This is a genomic window from Paraburkholderia sp. (assembly GCF_047605525.1).
GTDB lineage: Bacteria > Pseudomonadota > Gammaproteobacteria > Burkholderiales > Burkholderiaceae > Paraburkholderia.
This window is the reverse complement of the sequence record NZ_JASGFN010000040.1, coordinates 32,431-48,449: the sequence shown is the minus strand read 5'-3', so window position 1 is coordinate 48,449 and position 16,019 is coordinate 32,431. Positions and strand designations below refer to the sequence as shown.

At 62.8% G+C, this 16,019-nt stretch carries 14 protein-coding genes and 1 pseudogene; 9 read left to right on the top strand and 6 right to left on the bottom strand.

Annotated features, from left to right (window positions below):
• Nucleotides 1–97: 97 nt before the first annotated feature.
• Nucleotides 98–1,417: a shikimate transporter gene (gene shiA, locus QM685_RS34705; protein WP_415123774.1), complete on the bottom strand. Its 1,320-nt coding sequence runs from the start codon at nt 1,415–1,417 to the stop codon at nt 98–100.
• Between the two features lie 362 nt (nt 1,418–1,779).
• Here shiA and QM685_RS34700 point away from each other — a divergent pair, with 362 nt between their 5' ends.
• The 6 genes from QM685_RS34700 (at nt 1,780) to QM685_RS34675 (ending at nt 8,021) form a co-directional block, all read left to right on the top strand.
• On the top strand, nt 1,780–1,998 hold the full coding sequence (locus QM685_RS34700) for a hypothetical protein (protein WP_415123773.1): 219 nt from the start codon (nt 1,780–1,782) through the stop codon (nt 1,996–1,998).
• Nucleotides 1,976–2,695: a GntR family transcriptional regulator gene (locus QM685_RS34695; protein WP_415123772.1), complete on the top strand. Its 720-nt coding sequence runs from the start codon at nt 1,976–1,978 to the stop codon at nt 2,693–2,695. Before QM685_RS34700 ends, QM685_RS34695 begins: the two co-directional genes overlap by 23 nt.
• 408 nt (nt 2,696–3,103) lie before the next feature.
• Nucleotides 3,104–4,867 (top strand): thiamine pyrophosphate-binding protein, encoded by a 1,764-nt coding sequence (locus tag QM685_RS34690; RefSeq protein ID WP_415123771.1) that lies wholly within the window; start codon nt 3,104–3,106, stop codon nt 4,865–4,867.
• Nucleotides 4,868–4,890: 23 nt separating this feature from the next.
• Nucleotides 4,891–6,138 carry a formyl-CoA transferase gene (gene frc / locus QM685_RS34685; RefSeq protein WP_415123770.1) on the top strand — a complete coding sequence of 416 codons (1,248 nt, stop codon included), beginning with the start codon at nt 4,891–4,893 and terminating at the stop codon, nt 6,136–6,138.
• Between the two features lie 20 nt (nt 6,139–6,158).
• Nucleotides 6,159–6,992, top strand: coding sequence for a fumarylacetoacetate hydrolase family protein (locus QM685_RS34680; protein ID WP_415123769.1), 834 nt, complete (start codon nt 6,159–6,161; stop codon nt 6,990–6,992).
• 72 nt (nt 6,993–7,064) lie between these two features.
• The gene (locus tag QM685_RS34675) at nt 7,065–8,021 is read left to right on the top strand and encodes an NAD(P)(+) transhydrogenase (Re/Si-specific) subunit beta (protein WP_415123768.1); all 957 of its coding nucleotides are present in this window, start codon (nt 7,065–7,067) and stop codon (nt 8,019–8,021) included.
• On the opposite strand, the gene QM685_RS34670 is transcribed toward QM685_RS34675, so the two are convergent.
• Nucleotides 8,018–8,332 carry a hypothetical protein gene (locus QM685_RS34670; RefSeq protein WP_415123767.1) on the bottom strand — a complete coding sequence of 105 codons (315 nt, stop codon included), beginning with the start codon at nt 8,330–8,332 and terminating at the stop codon, nt 8,018–8,020. The two genes, QM685_RS34675 and QM685_RS34670, sit on opposite strands and share 4 nt — an antisense overlap.
• 96 nt (nt 8,333–8,428) lie before the next feature.
• Nucleotides 8,429–9,376, bottom strand: coding sequence for a LysR family transcriptional regulator (locus QM685_RS34665; RefSeq protein ID WP_415123766.1), 948 nt, complete (start codon nt 9,374–9,376; stop codon nt 8,429–8,431).
• A gap of 428 nt (nt 9,377–9,804) precedes the next feature.
• Here QM685_RS34665 and oxlT point away from each other — a divergent pair, with 428 nt between their 5' ends.
• The 3 genes from oxlT to QM685_RS34650 all read left to right on the top strand — a co-directional run bounded on the left by oxlT (nt 9,805) and on the right by QM685_RS34650 (nt 13,753).
• Nucleotides 9,805–11,187, top strand: a complete 1,383-nt coding sequence (gene oxlT / locus QM685_RS34660) for an oxalate/formate MFS antiporter (protein WP_415123765.1) — start codon at nt 9,805–9,807, stop codon at nt 11,185–11,187.
• Between the two features lie 30 nt (nt 11,188–11,217).
• Nucleotides 11,218–12,210: a LysR family transcriptional regulator gene (locus QM685_RS34655; protein WP_415123764.1), complete on the top strand. Its 993-nt coding sequence runs from the start codon at nt 11,218–11,220 to the stop codon at nt 12,208–12,210.
• Nucleotides 12,211–12,301: 91 nt separating this feature from the next.
• The gene (locus QM685_RS34650; RefSeq protein ID WP_415123775.1) at nt 12,302–13,753 is read left to right on the top strand and encodes an aldehyde dehydrogenase family protein; all 1,452 of its coding nucleotides are present in this window, start codon (nt 12,302–12,304) and stop codon (nt 13,751–13,753) included.
• Between the two features lie 100 nt (nt 13,754–13,853).
• On the opposite strand, the gene QM685_RS34645 is transcribed toward QM685_RS34650, so the two are convergent.
• The 3 genes and pseudogenes from QM685_RS34645 to QM685_RS34635 all read right to left on the bottom strand — a co-directional run bounded on the left by QM685_RS34645 (nt 13,854) and on the right by QM685_RS34635 (nt 15,923).
• Nucleotides 13,854–14,831 carry a 2-dehydropantoate 2-reductase gene (locus QM685_RS34645; protein WP_415123763.1) on the bottom strand — a complete coding sequence of 326 codons (978 nt, stop codon included), beginning with the start codon at nt 14,829–14,831 and terminating at the stop codon, nt 13,854–13,856.
• A gap of 173 nt (nt 14,832–15,004) precedes the next feature.
• Nucleotides 15,005–15,271 (bottom strand): annotated as a pseudogene (locus QM685_RS34640) (LysE family translocator); the annotation flags it as partial.
• A gap of 64 nt (nt 15,272–15,335) precedes the next feature.
• On the bottom strand, nt 15,336–15,923 hold the full coding sequence (locus tag QM685_RS34635) for a hypothetical protein (protein WP_415123762.1): 588 nt from the start codon (nt 15,921–15,923) through the stop codon (nt 15,336–15,338).
• Nucleotides 15,924–16,019: the final 96 nt, after the last annotated feature.

Sequence of the window (16,019 nt, the reverse complement as noted above, 5' to 3'; positions counted from 1 at the left end):
TTCCTAACAAAAAAAGACCGCCCACAACCGACCGGGCGGGCGCGGCTTTGTTCGCCGCGCCGGCCCGTCATGCCGCTGACGGATGGGTCAGTGAGTCTCAGTCGATCTTGCGTCCGGTCTTCATGCGAGCCGCGACGAGCACCGAGATCAGACAGCCGATCGCCAGATACGCGGCCACCGGATGCCATGAACCGCCGGCAAGACTGACCAGCGCGACCGCGATGAACGGCGTAAAGCCGCCGCCGACCACGCTCGCCACCTGATAGCCGACACCCGCGCCGCTATAGCGGTACTCGGTGCCGAACAGCTCGGTGAACATCGGCTGCTGCACGCTGACCACCATGTCGTGCGCGATGTTCGCGAGCATCACCGCGAAGATCACGATCCATACGGTCGAGCGCGCTTCGAGCGCGACGAAGAACGGCACCGCGCTGAACATGCCGACCAGCGCGCCGATGATGTAGATGCGGCGGCGGCCGAAGCGATCCGCGAGCCATGCGAAGCACGGAATCGTCACGCAACTGAGCGCGCCGACGACGAGGCCGATCGTCAGGAAGAATTCGCGCGGCATGTGCAGGTTCGTCGTCGAGTAGCTCAGCGCGAACGCGGTCACGATGTACATCGTGAACAGTTCGGCGAGCCGCAGCGCGATGATCAGCAGAAAGGCCTTCGGATGACGCAGCAGCGCCTCGACGATCGGCAGGCGCACGCCGCGCTCGCCATGCTGGCCGACCTTTTCGACGAACTCCTGCGACTCCTCCATGCTCGAGCGGATCCACAGCGCGATCAGTACGAGCACGACGCTGAACAGGAACGGCAGACGCCAGCCCCAGCCGAGGAACGCCGCGTTGTCCATCGAGCGGCTAATCAGCGCGACGAGCCCGGTCGACAGCACGAGCCCGACGCCGTAGCCGACCTGCACGCCGCTGCTATAGAACGCCTTCTTTTTCTCCGGCGCGCTTTCGACCGCCATCAGCGCGGCGCCGCCCCATTCACCGCCGACCGCGAAGCCCTGGATCGCGCGCAACGTGACGAGCAGCACGGGCGCCCACCAGCCGATCGACGAAAACGCCGGCAACAGACCGATCGCGGCGGTCGACAGACCCATCATCATCACGGTGAGCACGAGCATGCGCTTGCGTCCGAGCCGGTCGCCGTAGTGGCCGAATACGAAGCCGCCGAGCGGGCGGAACAGGAAGCCGACGCCGAAGGTGGCGAACGCGGCGAGCGTGCCCATCGCCGGGCCGACGTTCGGGAAGAACTCGGCATTGAACACGAGTGCGGCGACGATGCCGTACAGCAGGAAGTCGTACCAGTCGACCACGGCGCCGACAAAGCTGCCGAGCGCCGCCTTGCGCGCCTGACTGCGCGCATTGCGGTGGGGGGCCACGGAGGCCTGCGGTTGAAGGGTGCTCATTGTGTCTCCTTGTAGGCTGCCGGAGAGGATCGCGGCGTGCCCACTGGGCACTCGACGCATTCGATCCGTGGCAGGATGTCCGGAAGGTTAATGACGCGACGCGGTTCTCACAATCCGCGTGATGCTGAAAACGCGCGATCATCGCACGCGGCTGCGCGCATAGCGCGCGTTTTGCGTGTTTACACCAACTGCCGGTGCAACGATCCGCGTGGCGAAGCCGCCAAGGTTGTTGCCGCGTGCTAACGTGGAAGTGGTAGTCTTGAAAACAACACGCATTGATATACTACATACCGAATATTGAAAAATGCGGCGCCGCAGCATATGATTGAGAAATTCACCGTCTCAATCGTCCGGAGTTACACGTGGAATTTGTGCCTCTCGCGCTGTTTGCCGTCGCTGTCATGGTTTTGGGCTCTGCCGCCACGGTTCTGCTCACCGACTGGATTCCCGAGCCGGTTGCGGAATTTGCATCGCAACATGGCCGCTTCGTCGGCCTGGGCGAGCGCGGCAACGCAGCGTCGGCGCCGAGTCGCGCGCCTGTTCAAGCAGAGGCGATGAATGTCGTCAGAACTTCAAACTGAAACAGTGGCCACTCCTCTGACCCTGTCCCTCCAGCCGATCGGCGCGAGCGCGAGCTTGCGCGATCAGGCGTATGTGATGCTGCGCCAGGCCATCGCCGACGCGGATATATACCAGAATCGCGAAGAAATCCGCCTCGACGAGCGCGTGCTCAGCGAATCGCTCGGCGTGAGCCGCACGCCGGTGCGCGAGGCGATGACGCTGCTCGAGCAGGAGGGTTTCCTGCGCATGGTGCCGCGCCGCGGCATCTACATCGTGCGCAAGAGCAAGCGCGAAATCGTCGAGATGATCCAGATGTGGGCCGCGCTCGAAAGCATGGCCGCGCGGCTTGCCACGCTGCACGCGACTGACGAGGAAATCGGCCGTCTGCGCCACATGTTCGACAATTTCCGCGACACGACGCCGGCCGAGCATATCGCCGAGTATTCGGACGCGAACATCGCGTTTCACCAGGCAATCGTCGAACTGTCGAAGTCGCAGATCATTCTCGACACGATCAAGAACATCTTCATCCACGTGCGCGCGATCCGGCGCATGACCATTTCGCAGAGCGACCGGGCCGCGCGCTCGATCGTCGATCATCTGCGCATCATCGAGGCGCTCGAGAAGCGCGACACCGAACTGGCCGAGCGGCTCACGCGCCAGCATTCGCTCGATCTCGCGGCGTTCGTCGAAGCCAATTGCGATTTTCTCGATTGACGGCGGCATAGGCGTGTAGCTCCGTTCAAGCGGTTGGGTGGATTCCGGAAAAAGCCCGCGGTGCGTGAAAGCACCGTGGGCTTTTTTTCGTGCGCGAGTTTCAGCGATGCCGCGTGTGATGACCCTTCGGCGAGCGAAGGGATGGCGGACCGGAACGCACTGCGGGATAAACCGCGCTTGACGGTCTTAAAAATATGGTATGTGATATATCAACAGCAGCGGCCGTACGGTACGACTCAGTGTTTTCCCTCGAATGATTGCCGGACAGTGGATTGAACGTGATATATCACATACCGTATGTGACAGGGCCGCTGAGATGTCGGTGAGCTGGACGCATAGCGAAGCAGACGCGTCCGTCGATAACCGTTGCACAACCGATTGACCCGCATCTCGACACAGGAGACGACCATGTCCGCAGTTGTTTCATCCCCGAGCCCGGCCACGGGCAGCACGACCGCCGACGACACGCTCAAGCAGAAGACCCGCGACGCCGGCGTCGTGTCGGGCGGCCATCTGGTTGCGAAGGCGCTGAAAAACGAAGGGGTCGACACGATCTTCACGCTGTGCGGTGGCCACATCATCGATATCTATGACGGCTGTGTCGACGAGGGCATCCGCATCATCGACGTGCGTCATGAGCAGGTCGCCGCGCATGCGGCCGACGGCTACGCGCGCCAGACCGGCAAGCTCGGCTGCGTGGTCACGACCGCGGGCCCCGGCTGCACGAACGCGGTAACCGGCATCGCCACCGCGTTCCGCTCGGAGAGCCCGATCCTGCACATCGGCGGGCAGGGCGCGCTCTCGCAGCACAAGATGGGTTCGCTGCAGGATCTGCCGCACGTCGACATCATGGCGCCGATCACGAAGTTCGCCGCGAGCGTGTCGAGCACCGAGCGCGTCGCGGACATGATCTCGATGGCCGCGCGCGAATGCTTCAACGGCGCGCCCGGTCCTTCCTACCTCGAAATTCCACGCGACGTGCTCGACCGCGAAGTCGACGCGACGCGCGCGATCGTGCCGCAACCGGGCCGCTATCGCGCGTCGACGAAATCGATCGGCGATCCGCGCGACATCGAAAAACTCGCGGACATTCTCGTCGATGCCGAACGGCCGGCGATTCTGTACGGCCAGCAGGTGTGGACCGCGCGCGGCCATGAAGAAGCGATTGCGCTGCTGCGGGGCATCGAGATTCCCGGCTATTTCAACGGTGCGAGCCGCGGGCTATTGCCGCCGGGCGATCCGCACCACTTCGACCGCACGCGTTCGCAGGCGTTTGCGAATGCGGACGTGCTGATCGTCGTCGGCACGCCGTTCGATTTCCGCATGGGGTACGGCAGGCGCATCAGCAAGGAACTGACGCTGGTGCAGATCGACATGGACTATCGCACGGTGGGCAAGAACCGCGATATCGATCTGGGGCTCGTCGGCGATCCGGGCGCGATTCTCGCCGCAGTGCTGCAGGCCGCGAGCGGCCGGCTCAAGGACGACAAGCGTCAGGCGCGCCGCAAATGGATGGCGCAACTGCGCGACGCCGAAGCCACCGCGACCGAAAAGCTGATGCCGCTCTTCCACTCCGACAGCACGCCGATTCATCCGTACCGCGTCGCCTATGAACTCAACGAGTTCCTGTCCGACGACACCATCTACATCGGCGACGGTGGCGACGTCGTGACGATTTCCGCGCAGGCGGTGCGTCCGCGCCGCCCCGGACAATGGATGGACCCGGGCGCGCTCGGCTCGCTCGGCGTCGGCACCGGCTTCGCGCTCGCGGCGAAGCTCGCGCATCCGCACAAGGAAGTGCTCTGCTATTACGGCGACGGTTCGTTCGGCATGACCGCGTTCGACATGGAAACCGCGAACCGCTTCGGCGCGCCGTATCTCGCGGTGATCGGCAACAACTCGGCGATGAACCAGATCCGCTACGGCCAGCTTGCCAAATACGGCGAAGAGCGCGGCAACGTCGGCAATCTGCTCGGCGACGTGCCGTTCAGCAAATTCGCCGAAATGCTCGGCGGCCACGGCGAGGAAGTGCGCGACCCCGCGCAGATCGCCGGCGCGTTGCAGCGTGCGCGCGAAGCGATTCATCGCACCGGCCGCTCGGCGGTGGTCAACATCTGGGTCGACCCGCGTGAATACGCGCCGGGCACGAAGAACCAGACCATGTACAAGTAAACGCATCCCTCAGGAGAAACGACATGGCCAAGGCACTCGACGGTGTGCGCATCCTCGATTTCACGCATGTGCAATCGGGGCCGACCTGCACGCAATTGCTGGCGTGGTTCGGCGCGGACGTGATCAAGGTGGAGCGGGCGGGCGCGGGCGACATCACGCGCGAGCAGTTGCGCGATATTCCCGACGTGGACAGCCTCTACTTCACGATGCTCAATCACAACAAGCGTTCGGTCACGATCGACACGAAAAATCCCGAAGGCAAGCAGGTGCTCGAAGCGCTGATTCGCACCTGCGACGTGCTGGTGGAGAACTTCGCGCCGGGCGCGCTCGATCGCATGGGCTTCACGTGGGAACGGATTCAGGAGCTCAATCCGCGCATGATCGTCGCCTCGGTGAAGGGCTTCGGTCCTGGGCCGTACGAGGATTGCAAGGTCTATGAGAACGTCGCGCAATGCGCGGGCGGCGCGGCATCGACCACCGGCTTCGACGACGGGCCGCCGGTCGTGACCGGCGCGCAGATCGGCGACAGCGGCACGGGTCTGCATCTGGCGCTCGGCATCGTCACCGCGCTGTATCAGCGCACGCATAGCGGACGCGGCCAGCGCGTGCTCGCGGCGATGCAGGACGGCGTGCTCAATCTGTGCCGCGTGAAGCTGCGCGACCAGCAGCGGCTCGATCGCACCGGCGTGATGAAAGAATATCCGCAATATCCGAACGGCAAATTCGGCGAGGCGGTGCCGCGCTCGGGCAATGCGTCGGGCGGTGGTCAGCCGGGCTGGATTCTGAAGTGCAAAGGCTGGGAGACGGACCCGAACGCGTACATCTACTTCATCACGCAGGCGCCCGTGTGGGCAAAGATCTGCAACGTGATCGGCAAGGAGGAATGGGCCACGGATCCCGACTATGCGACGGCGTCCGCGCGCCTGCCGCGGCTGAAGGAGATCTTCGCCGAGATCGAGCGCTGGACGATGACGAAGACCAAGTTCGAGGCGATGCAGATCCTCAACAAGTACGACATTCCGTGCGGTCCGATTCTCTCGATGAAGGAAATCGCCGAGGAGCCGTCGCTGCGTAAAACCGGCACGATCGTCGAAGTGGATCATCCGCAGCGCGGCAAATATCTGACCGTCGGCAACCCGATTAAACTGTCCGACAGTCCGACCGAGGTCAAGCGTTCGCCGCTGCTCGGCGAACATACCGACGAAGTGATGGCCGAACTCGGTTATTCGCCCGAGCAGATCAGCGCATTGCGCACGGCCGGCGCCATCTAGACGCGCGCAAGGAGCGACGTATGGATACGTGGATGCGGTTCATGTCGAGCGACGGCGGTATCGTGTTCGGCCGCGTCGAAGGCGCTTATCTGCACGAGTACGAAAGTCTCGAGCAGCCGGTGCCGACCGGCGCGGTGCTGTCGATGCGTGCGTTGACGCCGCTGGCGCCGTGCGCGCCCGGCAAGGTCGTCGCGCTGTGGAACAACTATCATGCGCTCGCGGCGAAGCTCGACAAACCCGTGCCCACGCATCCGCTCTTTCTGCTGAAGCCGGCGGCCGCGGTGATCGGCGCGGGCGAGCCGATACGCAGGCCGCGCCATTACGCGGGCAAGATCGTCTACGAGGGCGAACTCGGCATCGTGATCGGCAAGCGTTGCCGCGACGTCGATACGCGCGAGGCCGAGGCGGCCATTTTCGGCTATACGCTCGTCAACGACGTGACCGCCGCCGATCTGTTGAACGAGAACCCGCATTTTCCGCAGTGGTGTCGCGCGAAAGGCTTCGATACGTTCTGCTGCATCGGGCCGGCCATCGTCTCCGGATTCGAGTGGCGGCAGGCGCGTCTTGTGACGACGCTCGACGGCGTCGAGCGGCAGAACTATCCGCTTGCCGATATGGTTTTCTCGCCCGCCGAACAGGTGAGTCTGATTTCGCAGGATCTGACGCTCGAACCCGGCGACGTGATTGCGTGCGGCACGTCGATCGGTGTCGGGTCGATCAGGGACGGCGCAACGGTATCGATCACGATCGACGGGATCGGCACGCTGACCAATACCTTGAGCGCGGCGGCGCCGGGCGAAGTGGCGGAAGTGGCAGTGCAGCAACGGTTGGGCGTTCCCGCGAACGCCGTCTGACATCTGACAGCGCGGTAGAACCGCGCGACCGATCGGCTTCGTGCCGATGCATCGCATCACGGAGGATCACGCATGCCGCAAGCCAGTGGGAGTGCCGTGTGGATGAGCGTGTTGTGCCCGCTCGCGGTGGCCATCTCCGCCGCGTGGGTCGCGGTGCTGACGGTGGCGTTGGCCGCGATCGGACAGCGGCAGTTCAAATGGCGCTCGATGCATCGGCCCTATTGGTGTGCGGGTGCATTGTCCGCTGTTCTCGTGGCGATGCTCGCGGCCGGTCTCGGGGCGAGCGCCAATGTGATCGACGCCGCCGTGGCGGGTACCGCGCTCGGCGCGTGGCGAGTGCACGGACGCGACCTGACGCGGCGGCCGGGACTCGTTGCGCTGCTCGGCAGCGGCATGGGTCTCGCTGTGGTGTCGGTCGGCGTTGCGCGTTATCTGTCAGCGGCGGCGCGCGAGAACACCGAACGTATCGAGCTCTATGCGGCGGTGTTTATCGGCGCGCTGATCTTCGCGACTTCTTCCATTGCGTTCTGCAAGCTGCGCGGCGCGTTGCAACGCGATGCGGTTGCGCGTCCGGGCCATCACATCGTCAATCTGTTCGCGCTGCTGCTGTGCGTCTGGCTCGGCTACGGCTTCGTCACCGAGCAGGCCCAGCCTTTCGGACTCGCCGCATTGCTCGCGATGAGCGCGCTGGCGTCCGCGATGGGCGCGCATCTGATGACGAGCCGTGGGTATCCGGGTGGTCATGCTCCTGCCGCGAACGGCGACAGTTGCACGTTGCATATGCATGCGTTTGCCGCGCGCAGTGATGGCCTGATCGCCGGCAAACCCGTCGGCGAGCGGGACCTGCTGTCGAGCCTCGAATGGCACGGCGGGGAAGAGCCGATGTGGGCGTTGCGCGACGTCGAGCCTGGCGTGATGCGCACGAGTGCTTATCCGCATCGTCGAGGCTCGCGCGACAGCAGACGCGGCAATGGCCGTCAGCGCGAATGCGCGCGCGGACGGCCGGCTCATTTCACGACGCGTCGCTAACCATGAGTGACTGCAAATTCGTTGTAGTACTGGGCTTTTCTATGCAGGATCAATTGCGCGAGAAAGTTGGCGTCGTATGCGCTATGCAGATGACTGTGATAGCGCTCGATGTACGCGGTGATGCGCGCCAGTTCGCCATTGAACTCCTTCAGCATGTCGAGCGTCGCGCGGTCCCAGCGAAAGCGCAGACCAAGGTCGCTGAATGCCGCGTTGTAGGCGCTCAGATGCGCGTCGTCGGGATGATCGTCGCGATCGGCCGTCACGCGCGCGCTGCGCGCGCCGGGTTGGGATTCAACCGGAGCGTGGTTCATGATGGGCCTCCTGGGCTGGCAAGTGAAAGAACTCGCTTGCAGCATAGAAGTCCCGATCGATTTGCAATAGTTAAAGTTTTATTGGGTTTTCATAGCCTACGACTTATGCACGCTCAATTCCTTCACGCGCGTGATCTTCTCGATCAGATTCGCGCCTTCCTCCATCAGGAAGCGTTTGAAGGCGACCGCGACGGGCGGCAGACGTTTGTTCTTCCGATGCACGACATACCAGTTCAGCATGACCGGAAAGCTCTCGACGTCGAGTACGACCAGGTGACCCAATTGCAATTCGAGGCTGATCGTATGCGCGGACAGGAATGCAATGCCCATTCCGGCAATGACTGCCTGCTTGATCGTCTCGGTACTCTTGATTTCCATCGCAATCTTCAGATTGGACAGGCGTCCGGCAAAACCTTCTTCCATCGAATTCCACGTATCCGAGCCGCGCTCGCGCACGATAAACGCTTCGTTCGCCAACTGGCTGAACCTGATGTTGCGTTTGTGCGCAAGCGGATGCGTGGGCGCCGCGACGATCACGTAGGGATGCGGCGCAAACGGTTCATTGGTCGCATCGGTTTCGTGCGGAGGACGCACCATGACTGCGAGGTCGGTCTGGTTGGTTGCGAGTTGGTGCAGCAGTTCCTCGCGGTTGTGCACCGCGAGATTCAGGTCGACACCCGAATAACGGCGCGTGAACTCGGCCAGCAGCCGGGGAAAGAAGTAGTCGCCCGCGCTGATGACCGCGACATTGAGCTTGCCGCCGGAGACGCCCTTCAACTGACTCATCGCTTCGTCGACTTCATGGAACTGCTGCATGATCGCGCGGCTGTAGTGCAGCATTTCGGTGCCGGCCGGCGTCAGATAGATCTTCTTGCCGAGCTGCTCGAAGAGCGGCAGTCCGGCATGCTCTTCGAGCTGCCGGACCTGCGTCGAAACGGCGGGCTGAGTCAGATGCAATTCCTCGGCGGCGCGCGAAAAACTCAGGTGACGCGCCACCGTTTCAAAGACCTTCAGTTGCCGCAGAGTCGCATTGCGCATCGTCATGGTCGATGTATAAGGAATTGTGAATCGACATAATAACAAACTTTAATTATTAGTAATTCAGCAATGACCCTAGCATGCAACTTATAAGTCGCGAAATTGCCGCCGTAGTACGCGATGAAGTATTCGGTTGGTATTCGGATCGGTGTCTGTCCGGCGCAGTCTCCGGGTTAACGCAGGGGTCTGCGGTATAGCGTACTAAATAGCGGGAAACAGCTTGTAATGCTTACCGCGGGGGACGATTAAATCGATCGGAATAAAGAAACAATTTTCTGAAAAATTCGAGTCCGACGCTTTACCAAAGCGGAATAAGCGGCACCAATTTTCAATCCTCCGGAACAGCGGCATTTTTCGGACAAAACAATAAGGTGGGACGCATCCAGCACGGCGCGTAGGCCGGCTGCACTAAATAAATAGTGGAGACAAGGCTCATGGACAATATCACCCAGCAAACAACTGCCGGAATGTTCTGGCGGAATCGATGGTGGCAACTGGTCATCGGCATGGTATGCATGGCGCTGGTGGCCAACCTGCAATATGCGTGGACGTTGTTCGTGGCGCCGATGCATGCGAGGCATCACTGGAGCGAAGCGTCGATCCAGCTTGCGTTCTCGATCTTCATCCTGACCGAGACATGGCTGGTGCCGTTCGAAGGCTGGCTCGTCGACAGATTCGGTCCGCGCCCGGTGGTGGCGGCCGGCGCGGTCTGCGCGGGCTTGTCGTGGATTCTCAATTCATACGCGACCACGCTCGGCATGCTGTACTTCGCCGCGGTGATCGGCGGCATGGGCGCGGGCGGCGTGTACGGCACATGTGTCGGTAATGCGCTGAAACTGTTTCCCGACCGGCGCGGTCTCGCCGCGGGCTTGACGGCCGCGGGCTTCGGCGCGGGCGCCGCGCTCACGGTGATTCCGATCGCGAACATGATCACGCGGCGGGGCTATGAAGACACGTTCTTTTTCTTCGGCATCGTGCAGGGCGTCAGCATTCTGCTGCTCGCGCTGCTGTTGGTCCGGCCGACGTTGCGTCAGCAGGCGGCGCGCAAAACGAAGTTCGCGGTGACGAAGGTCGATTTCACCGCGCGTCAGATGATCCGGACACCGGTGTTCTGGGTGATGTATGCGTCGTTCGTCGCGGTCGCGGCAGGCGGCCTGATGGCGACCGCGCAGATCGGGCCAATCGCAAAAGACTGGGGCATCGCGCGCATCCCGATGTCGGTTTTCGGCGCGACCTTGCCGCTGCTCACCCTCACGCTGTCGATCGATAACATCTTCAACGGTTTGACGCGCCCGCTGTGCGGCTTCGTCTCCGACAAGATCGGCCGTGAAAACACGATGTTCATCATCTTCATCGGCGAAGGTCTCGCGCTGCTCGGCATGATGCAGTTCGGCAGCAATCCGTATGCGTTCATGGTGTTTGCCGCGCTGATCTTCCTGTTCTGGGGCGAGATCTTCTCGATCTTCCCGGCGACCTGCGCCGATACGTTCGGCAGCAGGTATGCGGCGGCCAATGCCGGCACGCTGTATACCGCGAAAGGCACCGCTTCGTTGCTGGTGCCGATCGCATCGATACTCGCCGCCACGGGCGGCTGGAGTCTCGTCTTCATTGTCTCCGCCGTGATCACGATCGCCGCGGGCATCTCGGCGAAATTCATCCTCGAGCCGATGCGCAGGCGCTTTATCGCGTCGCACGATGACCAACCGCAGCAGCAGGGCACATTGGCGATGGCGGGAAATGGAAACTTAAGCGGAAACGTAAGCGGCAACGGCAACGCGTCGCGGATGAGCCACTGGCCCGAGCAGACGGGCGAATAGCGTGAGCCGCGCACGTCCCGAACCGACGCCATGAACGTTTCGCTGCAGCAGCTCAAGGTGTTCGTCGCGGTCGCGCGCGAGCGCAGTTTCACGCGCGCGGCGCGCGAGTTCGATCTGACGCAGTCGGCTGTGAGCCGTTGCGTGCGCGAGCTCGAGGAAGCACTCGAACTGAAGCTGTTCGACCGCACGACGCGTCAGGTCGAGCTGACGAATGCGGGCGCGAGCCTCGAGCGAAGAATCGGCCGGCTGCTCGACGAAATCGAATTGACGCTGCTCGAGGAGCGCGCCGCGTATGACGGACACACCGGCGTCGTGGTATTGGCGAGCAATCCGGTGCTGTCGTCGAGCTGGGTGCCGCAGGCATTGGCGCGTTGCGCGTCGGCGTTTCCCGAACTGATGGTGTCGGTCAGGGACCAGCCGCAGGGTAGTGTGCTGGCGAGCGTCGAGCATGGCGAAGTGGATTTCGGTCTGGTTGCGCTGGCCGAACCGCTCGAGAGCCAACTGCTGCATGCGCAGGTACTTTTCACCACGCCGTTTCACGCGGTGATGCCATCCACGCATCCGCTGGCGCGGCATGACAGCGTGGCATGGCGAGCGCTCCACGAATGGCCGCTGATTACGCTCAATGCCGACACCGGCGTGCGCGCGGCGCTGGAGCCGGCCTTCACAGCGAATGAATTGAAACGCAGACCGATACAGGAACTCGGGCACGTCGCGGCGGTATCGCGCATGGTCGCACTGGGCCTCGGTATCGGCGTATTGCCGGTCGATGCGTATTGGCCTTTAGCGGATTCTTCGCTGGTGAGCCGTCCGCTCGTCCCCGAAGCGACGCTCACCACGGTGCTCGCGCATCGCCGCAATCGCTCGCTTCGTCCGAATGCGGCCGCGGTGTGGGCGCAGTTTGTGGCAAGCACGAGCGCGCCTTCATCTACCGCCGATGCCGCCGATACCGCGCGTGCCGTTGCGCGGGCATTCAATTGGCCTCCCGTGCCGCAAAGCCGCAGCCTTTTGCATGAACCATAGGGTGCCGGTCGCAAGACTTCGATTCAGCAGTTAACGGTCTTCGATCGATGCGCCGCCCGGCCACATAACGTCCTACTCAAGGAGCTTCATGATGGAAACCCAAACCGACCTCAGGCACCATGATCTGCTGATCGACGGCAAGCGCCTGCCGCCAGGCACCGGGGAATATTCCGTCGACATCAATCCGGCCACCGAGGAGCCGATTGCGCGGGTCGCGCAAGGCAGCGCGGCCGACGTGGATACCGCGGTGCGCGCGGCGCGCGGCGCATTGAAAGCGTGGAATTCGATCCGGGCCGCCGAACGCGGCCGCATTCTGCAGCGGCTCGCCGGCCTGATGCGCGCCAATCTCGAAGAACTCGCCGCGCTCGAAAGTCTCGACGGCGGCAAACCGATTGCCGCCGTGATGCGCCAGGACATTCCCGCCGCGATCGATACGGTCGAGTACTACGCGGGCTGGTGCGACAAGATCAACGGCCAGGTCGTGCCGACCCGTCCCGATGCATTGACGTACACGCTGCGCGAGCCGGTCGGCGTGGTCGCCGCGATCGTGCCGTGGAATTTCCCGCTGATGATCGGCATGTGGAAGATCGCGCCCGCGCTCGCGTGTGGCTGCACGCTGATCGTCAAGCCCGCGGAGATCACGCCGCTGACCGCGTTGCGTATCGGCGAACTCGCGCTCGAGGCAGGCGTGCCGCCGGGCGTTCTGAATATCGTCACCGGCAAGGGCAGCGTGGTAGGCGATGCGCTGGTCTCGCATCCCGGCATCGACAAGGTGACGTTCACCGGTTCGCCTTCGGTCGGGCGAGGCATTCTGCAAGGCGCGGCGGGCAATTTCAAGCGCGTGACGCTGGAGCTCGGCGGCAAGTCGGCCAACGTGATCTTTGCCGACGCGAATCTCGACAATGCGGTGCGCGCCGCGGCGTCCGGCGTGTTCTTCAACACGGGGCAGGTGTGTTCCGCGGGCTCGCGGATTCTCGCGCATCGCGACGTATATGACGAAGTCGTCGAGCGTCTGGCCGCGCGGGCGAAGTCGATCAAGGTCGGCGATCCGGCGCTGAAGGAAACGTCGATGGGGCCGTTGATCTCGGCCGCGCAGATGAAGACCGTATTGGGCTATGTCGACACGGGGCGCTCGGAAGGCGCGTCGCTCGTCACGGGCGGCGCGCGGGTCGGCAATCGCGGCTTCTTCGTCGAGCCGACCGTGTTCGCCAATGTCGAACACGAAATGCGCATTTCGCAGGAAGAGATCTTCGGGCCGGTGGCCAGCGTGATCCGTTTCAACGACGAAGCCGATGCGCTCAGGATCGCCAACGGCACCGCGTATAGTCTCGCGGCCGGGGTGTGGAGCGCGGACCTCGGCCGGGTGCATCGCGTAGCGCGCGATCTCAAGGCGGGCACCGTGTGGATCAATACCTACGGCTATACCGACGTGCGCCTGCCGTGGGGCGGTGCCGGCGATTCGGGTTTCGGCCGCGAGCACGGCGACGTGGCGATCGAGAACTTCACGGAGCCGAAAGCGGTGTGGCTCGCCATCGATCAGTGACGCGCCAATAAAAAAGGATCGGATGCATGGCTGCGTTCGATCCTTTTGCCGATATCGCAAACTGTTGCAAGCCGCGAGAAATGCGCGATATCTGCTCGTCTTAATCGCCCTGCAATGCCATGCGCTCGCGCAGCTTGATCAGTGCGAGTACGACGTCGATGGTGGGCGTCGGTTCCGCGACGAGACGGCCCATTTCCTGGACGACCGTCAGCAACGGATCGATTTCCATCGGACGGCGATTCTCCAGATCGACCAGCGTCGACGTCTTATGTGCGCCGACCGCGCCCGCGCCGTCGATTCGCCTTTCCACGTCGACCCGGAAATGCACGCCGAACTGCTCCGCAATGCGCTTCGCTTCGAGCATCATCGTGCGTGAAACCGCGCGCGTGCCGGGGTCGCTCGTGAGGACGTCGAGCGTCGCGTGAGTCAGCGCGCTGATCGGATTGAAGCACAGATTGCCCCACAGCTTGAGCCAGATTTCGTCGCGAATATTGTCGCGAACCGGTGCCTCGAACCCAGCCGCCTGCATGATCTCGTGCAATTGCTGAATGCGCGGCGTGCGCTCGCCGCTCGGCTCGCCGATCGGGAATTTTTTGCCGTACACATGCTTGATGACACCCGGCTCGACGATTTCGGCGGCCGGATACAGCACACAGCCGATCGCGCGTTCGGGTCCGAGCCTGGTCCATTGGCCGCCGTCCGGATCGACGCTCGCGAGACGCGTGCCGGCAAAGCGCCCGCCATGCTGATAGAAGTACCAGTACGGAATGCCGTTGACGCCGGTAACGATCGCCGTGTGCTTGCCGAGCAGCGGCTGCATCGTCTCGACCACACCGGGAAGCGAATGCGCCTTTAGCGTGACGATCACGAAGTCCTGCACGCCGAGCTCGCGCGGATCGGATGTGCAGCGAACCGGTGCGCTGAACGTTTCGCCATCCATGATCAGACGCGCGCCATGCTCTTTCATTGCAGCCAGATGCGGGCCGCGCGCGATAAAACTCACATCCGCGCCGGCGCGCGCCAGTTGCACGCCCATTAAACCGCCAATCGCTCCCGCTCCGAAGATACAGATCTTCATGATGCCGCTCCCATGACGATGAAAAGCCGTTTGCCTGCTACCGCATTTTTCGAGCCGCGGCAGCCGTTACTCCTGGAGCATAAGTTGGATAAACGAATGTCGATAGTTAAAGTTTTTCCGTTAATGCATTAGCTATCGTTTATGGAAGCGGAGATGCAAAGTTGCCGGTGCTTTCATCCCCGCCGAACCGGCAGGAAGCTCACTCCGATCGCCGCGAGAAATTCGCCGCAGCAGCGATTGAACCAGCGGCGGATCTTCGCGCGCACGAGCCATTTGCCCAGATACATGCCGACCCATGAATACAGCGCGATCGCGATCCATTCGAGTACCAGCGCGGCGTCCTGCGGCGGCGACGTATCGATGGCGGGCGCGTCGCCGCGCCACAACTGGATGGCGAGCCAGATCAGACAGGCGGCGCCGGTCATCTTGATCGCGAGAAAGAGCGACGCCTCGAGCCGGATTGTAGCGAAACCGCACGGGCCTCTCGCCGCTTACGGGTTCAGTTCAGTTTACCGCCTTGATAAAGCCCGGATCGCCGATCAGCGTATCGACATTAAGCTTGACCGTATCTTCGATCGCGATCGTATTGCTCGTGAATTTCGGCGACTTCTGCTTGACGGTGCGGGTGGTCGAAAACATCACTTTCCGCGTCACGGCATCGGTGACGACGTAGTGCATCTTCAGCGTCCAGAGCGCCGGCGAGCGGGTGTCGTCGACCGTAAACGTTTCGATGGAACCGCTCAGCACGCGCCTGCTGTCGTCGATACGCAAACCGGCGATCCGCAAGCTGTTCGCGACGCTGTTGCGCACGACCTGGCTGATATCGTCCTTGAGCACGAGCCCGGTCATCGCGGTGTTTTCGATGCGGTTCGGTGAAATATGGCCGTCACGCGCGGGCAGATACGGGAAGTCGCGGGCGGGGGCGACGCTGAGCGAGCCGGTTGCGTGCGTCCTCGCGTGCTGCGCGCTGCTGTTGAGGCCGAACCACGACCAGGAGCAGGCGGACAGCATCAGCGGCAGTACCACGGCGCCGCAGCCTTTGACGCAGCCCTTGAGTACGACGGATCTCAACGGCGAACGCGCGGCGGCCATGCTGGAGAAAGCAGCGGTCGAGGTCAGAGGAGTGGCCCTTTCAAATGGAGTCGTCCCGATGGAGAGCAGCATGGTAGCAGTGAGCCGGACCGTTGA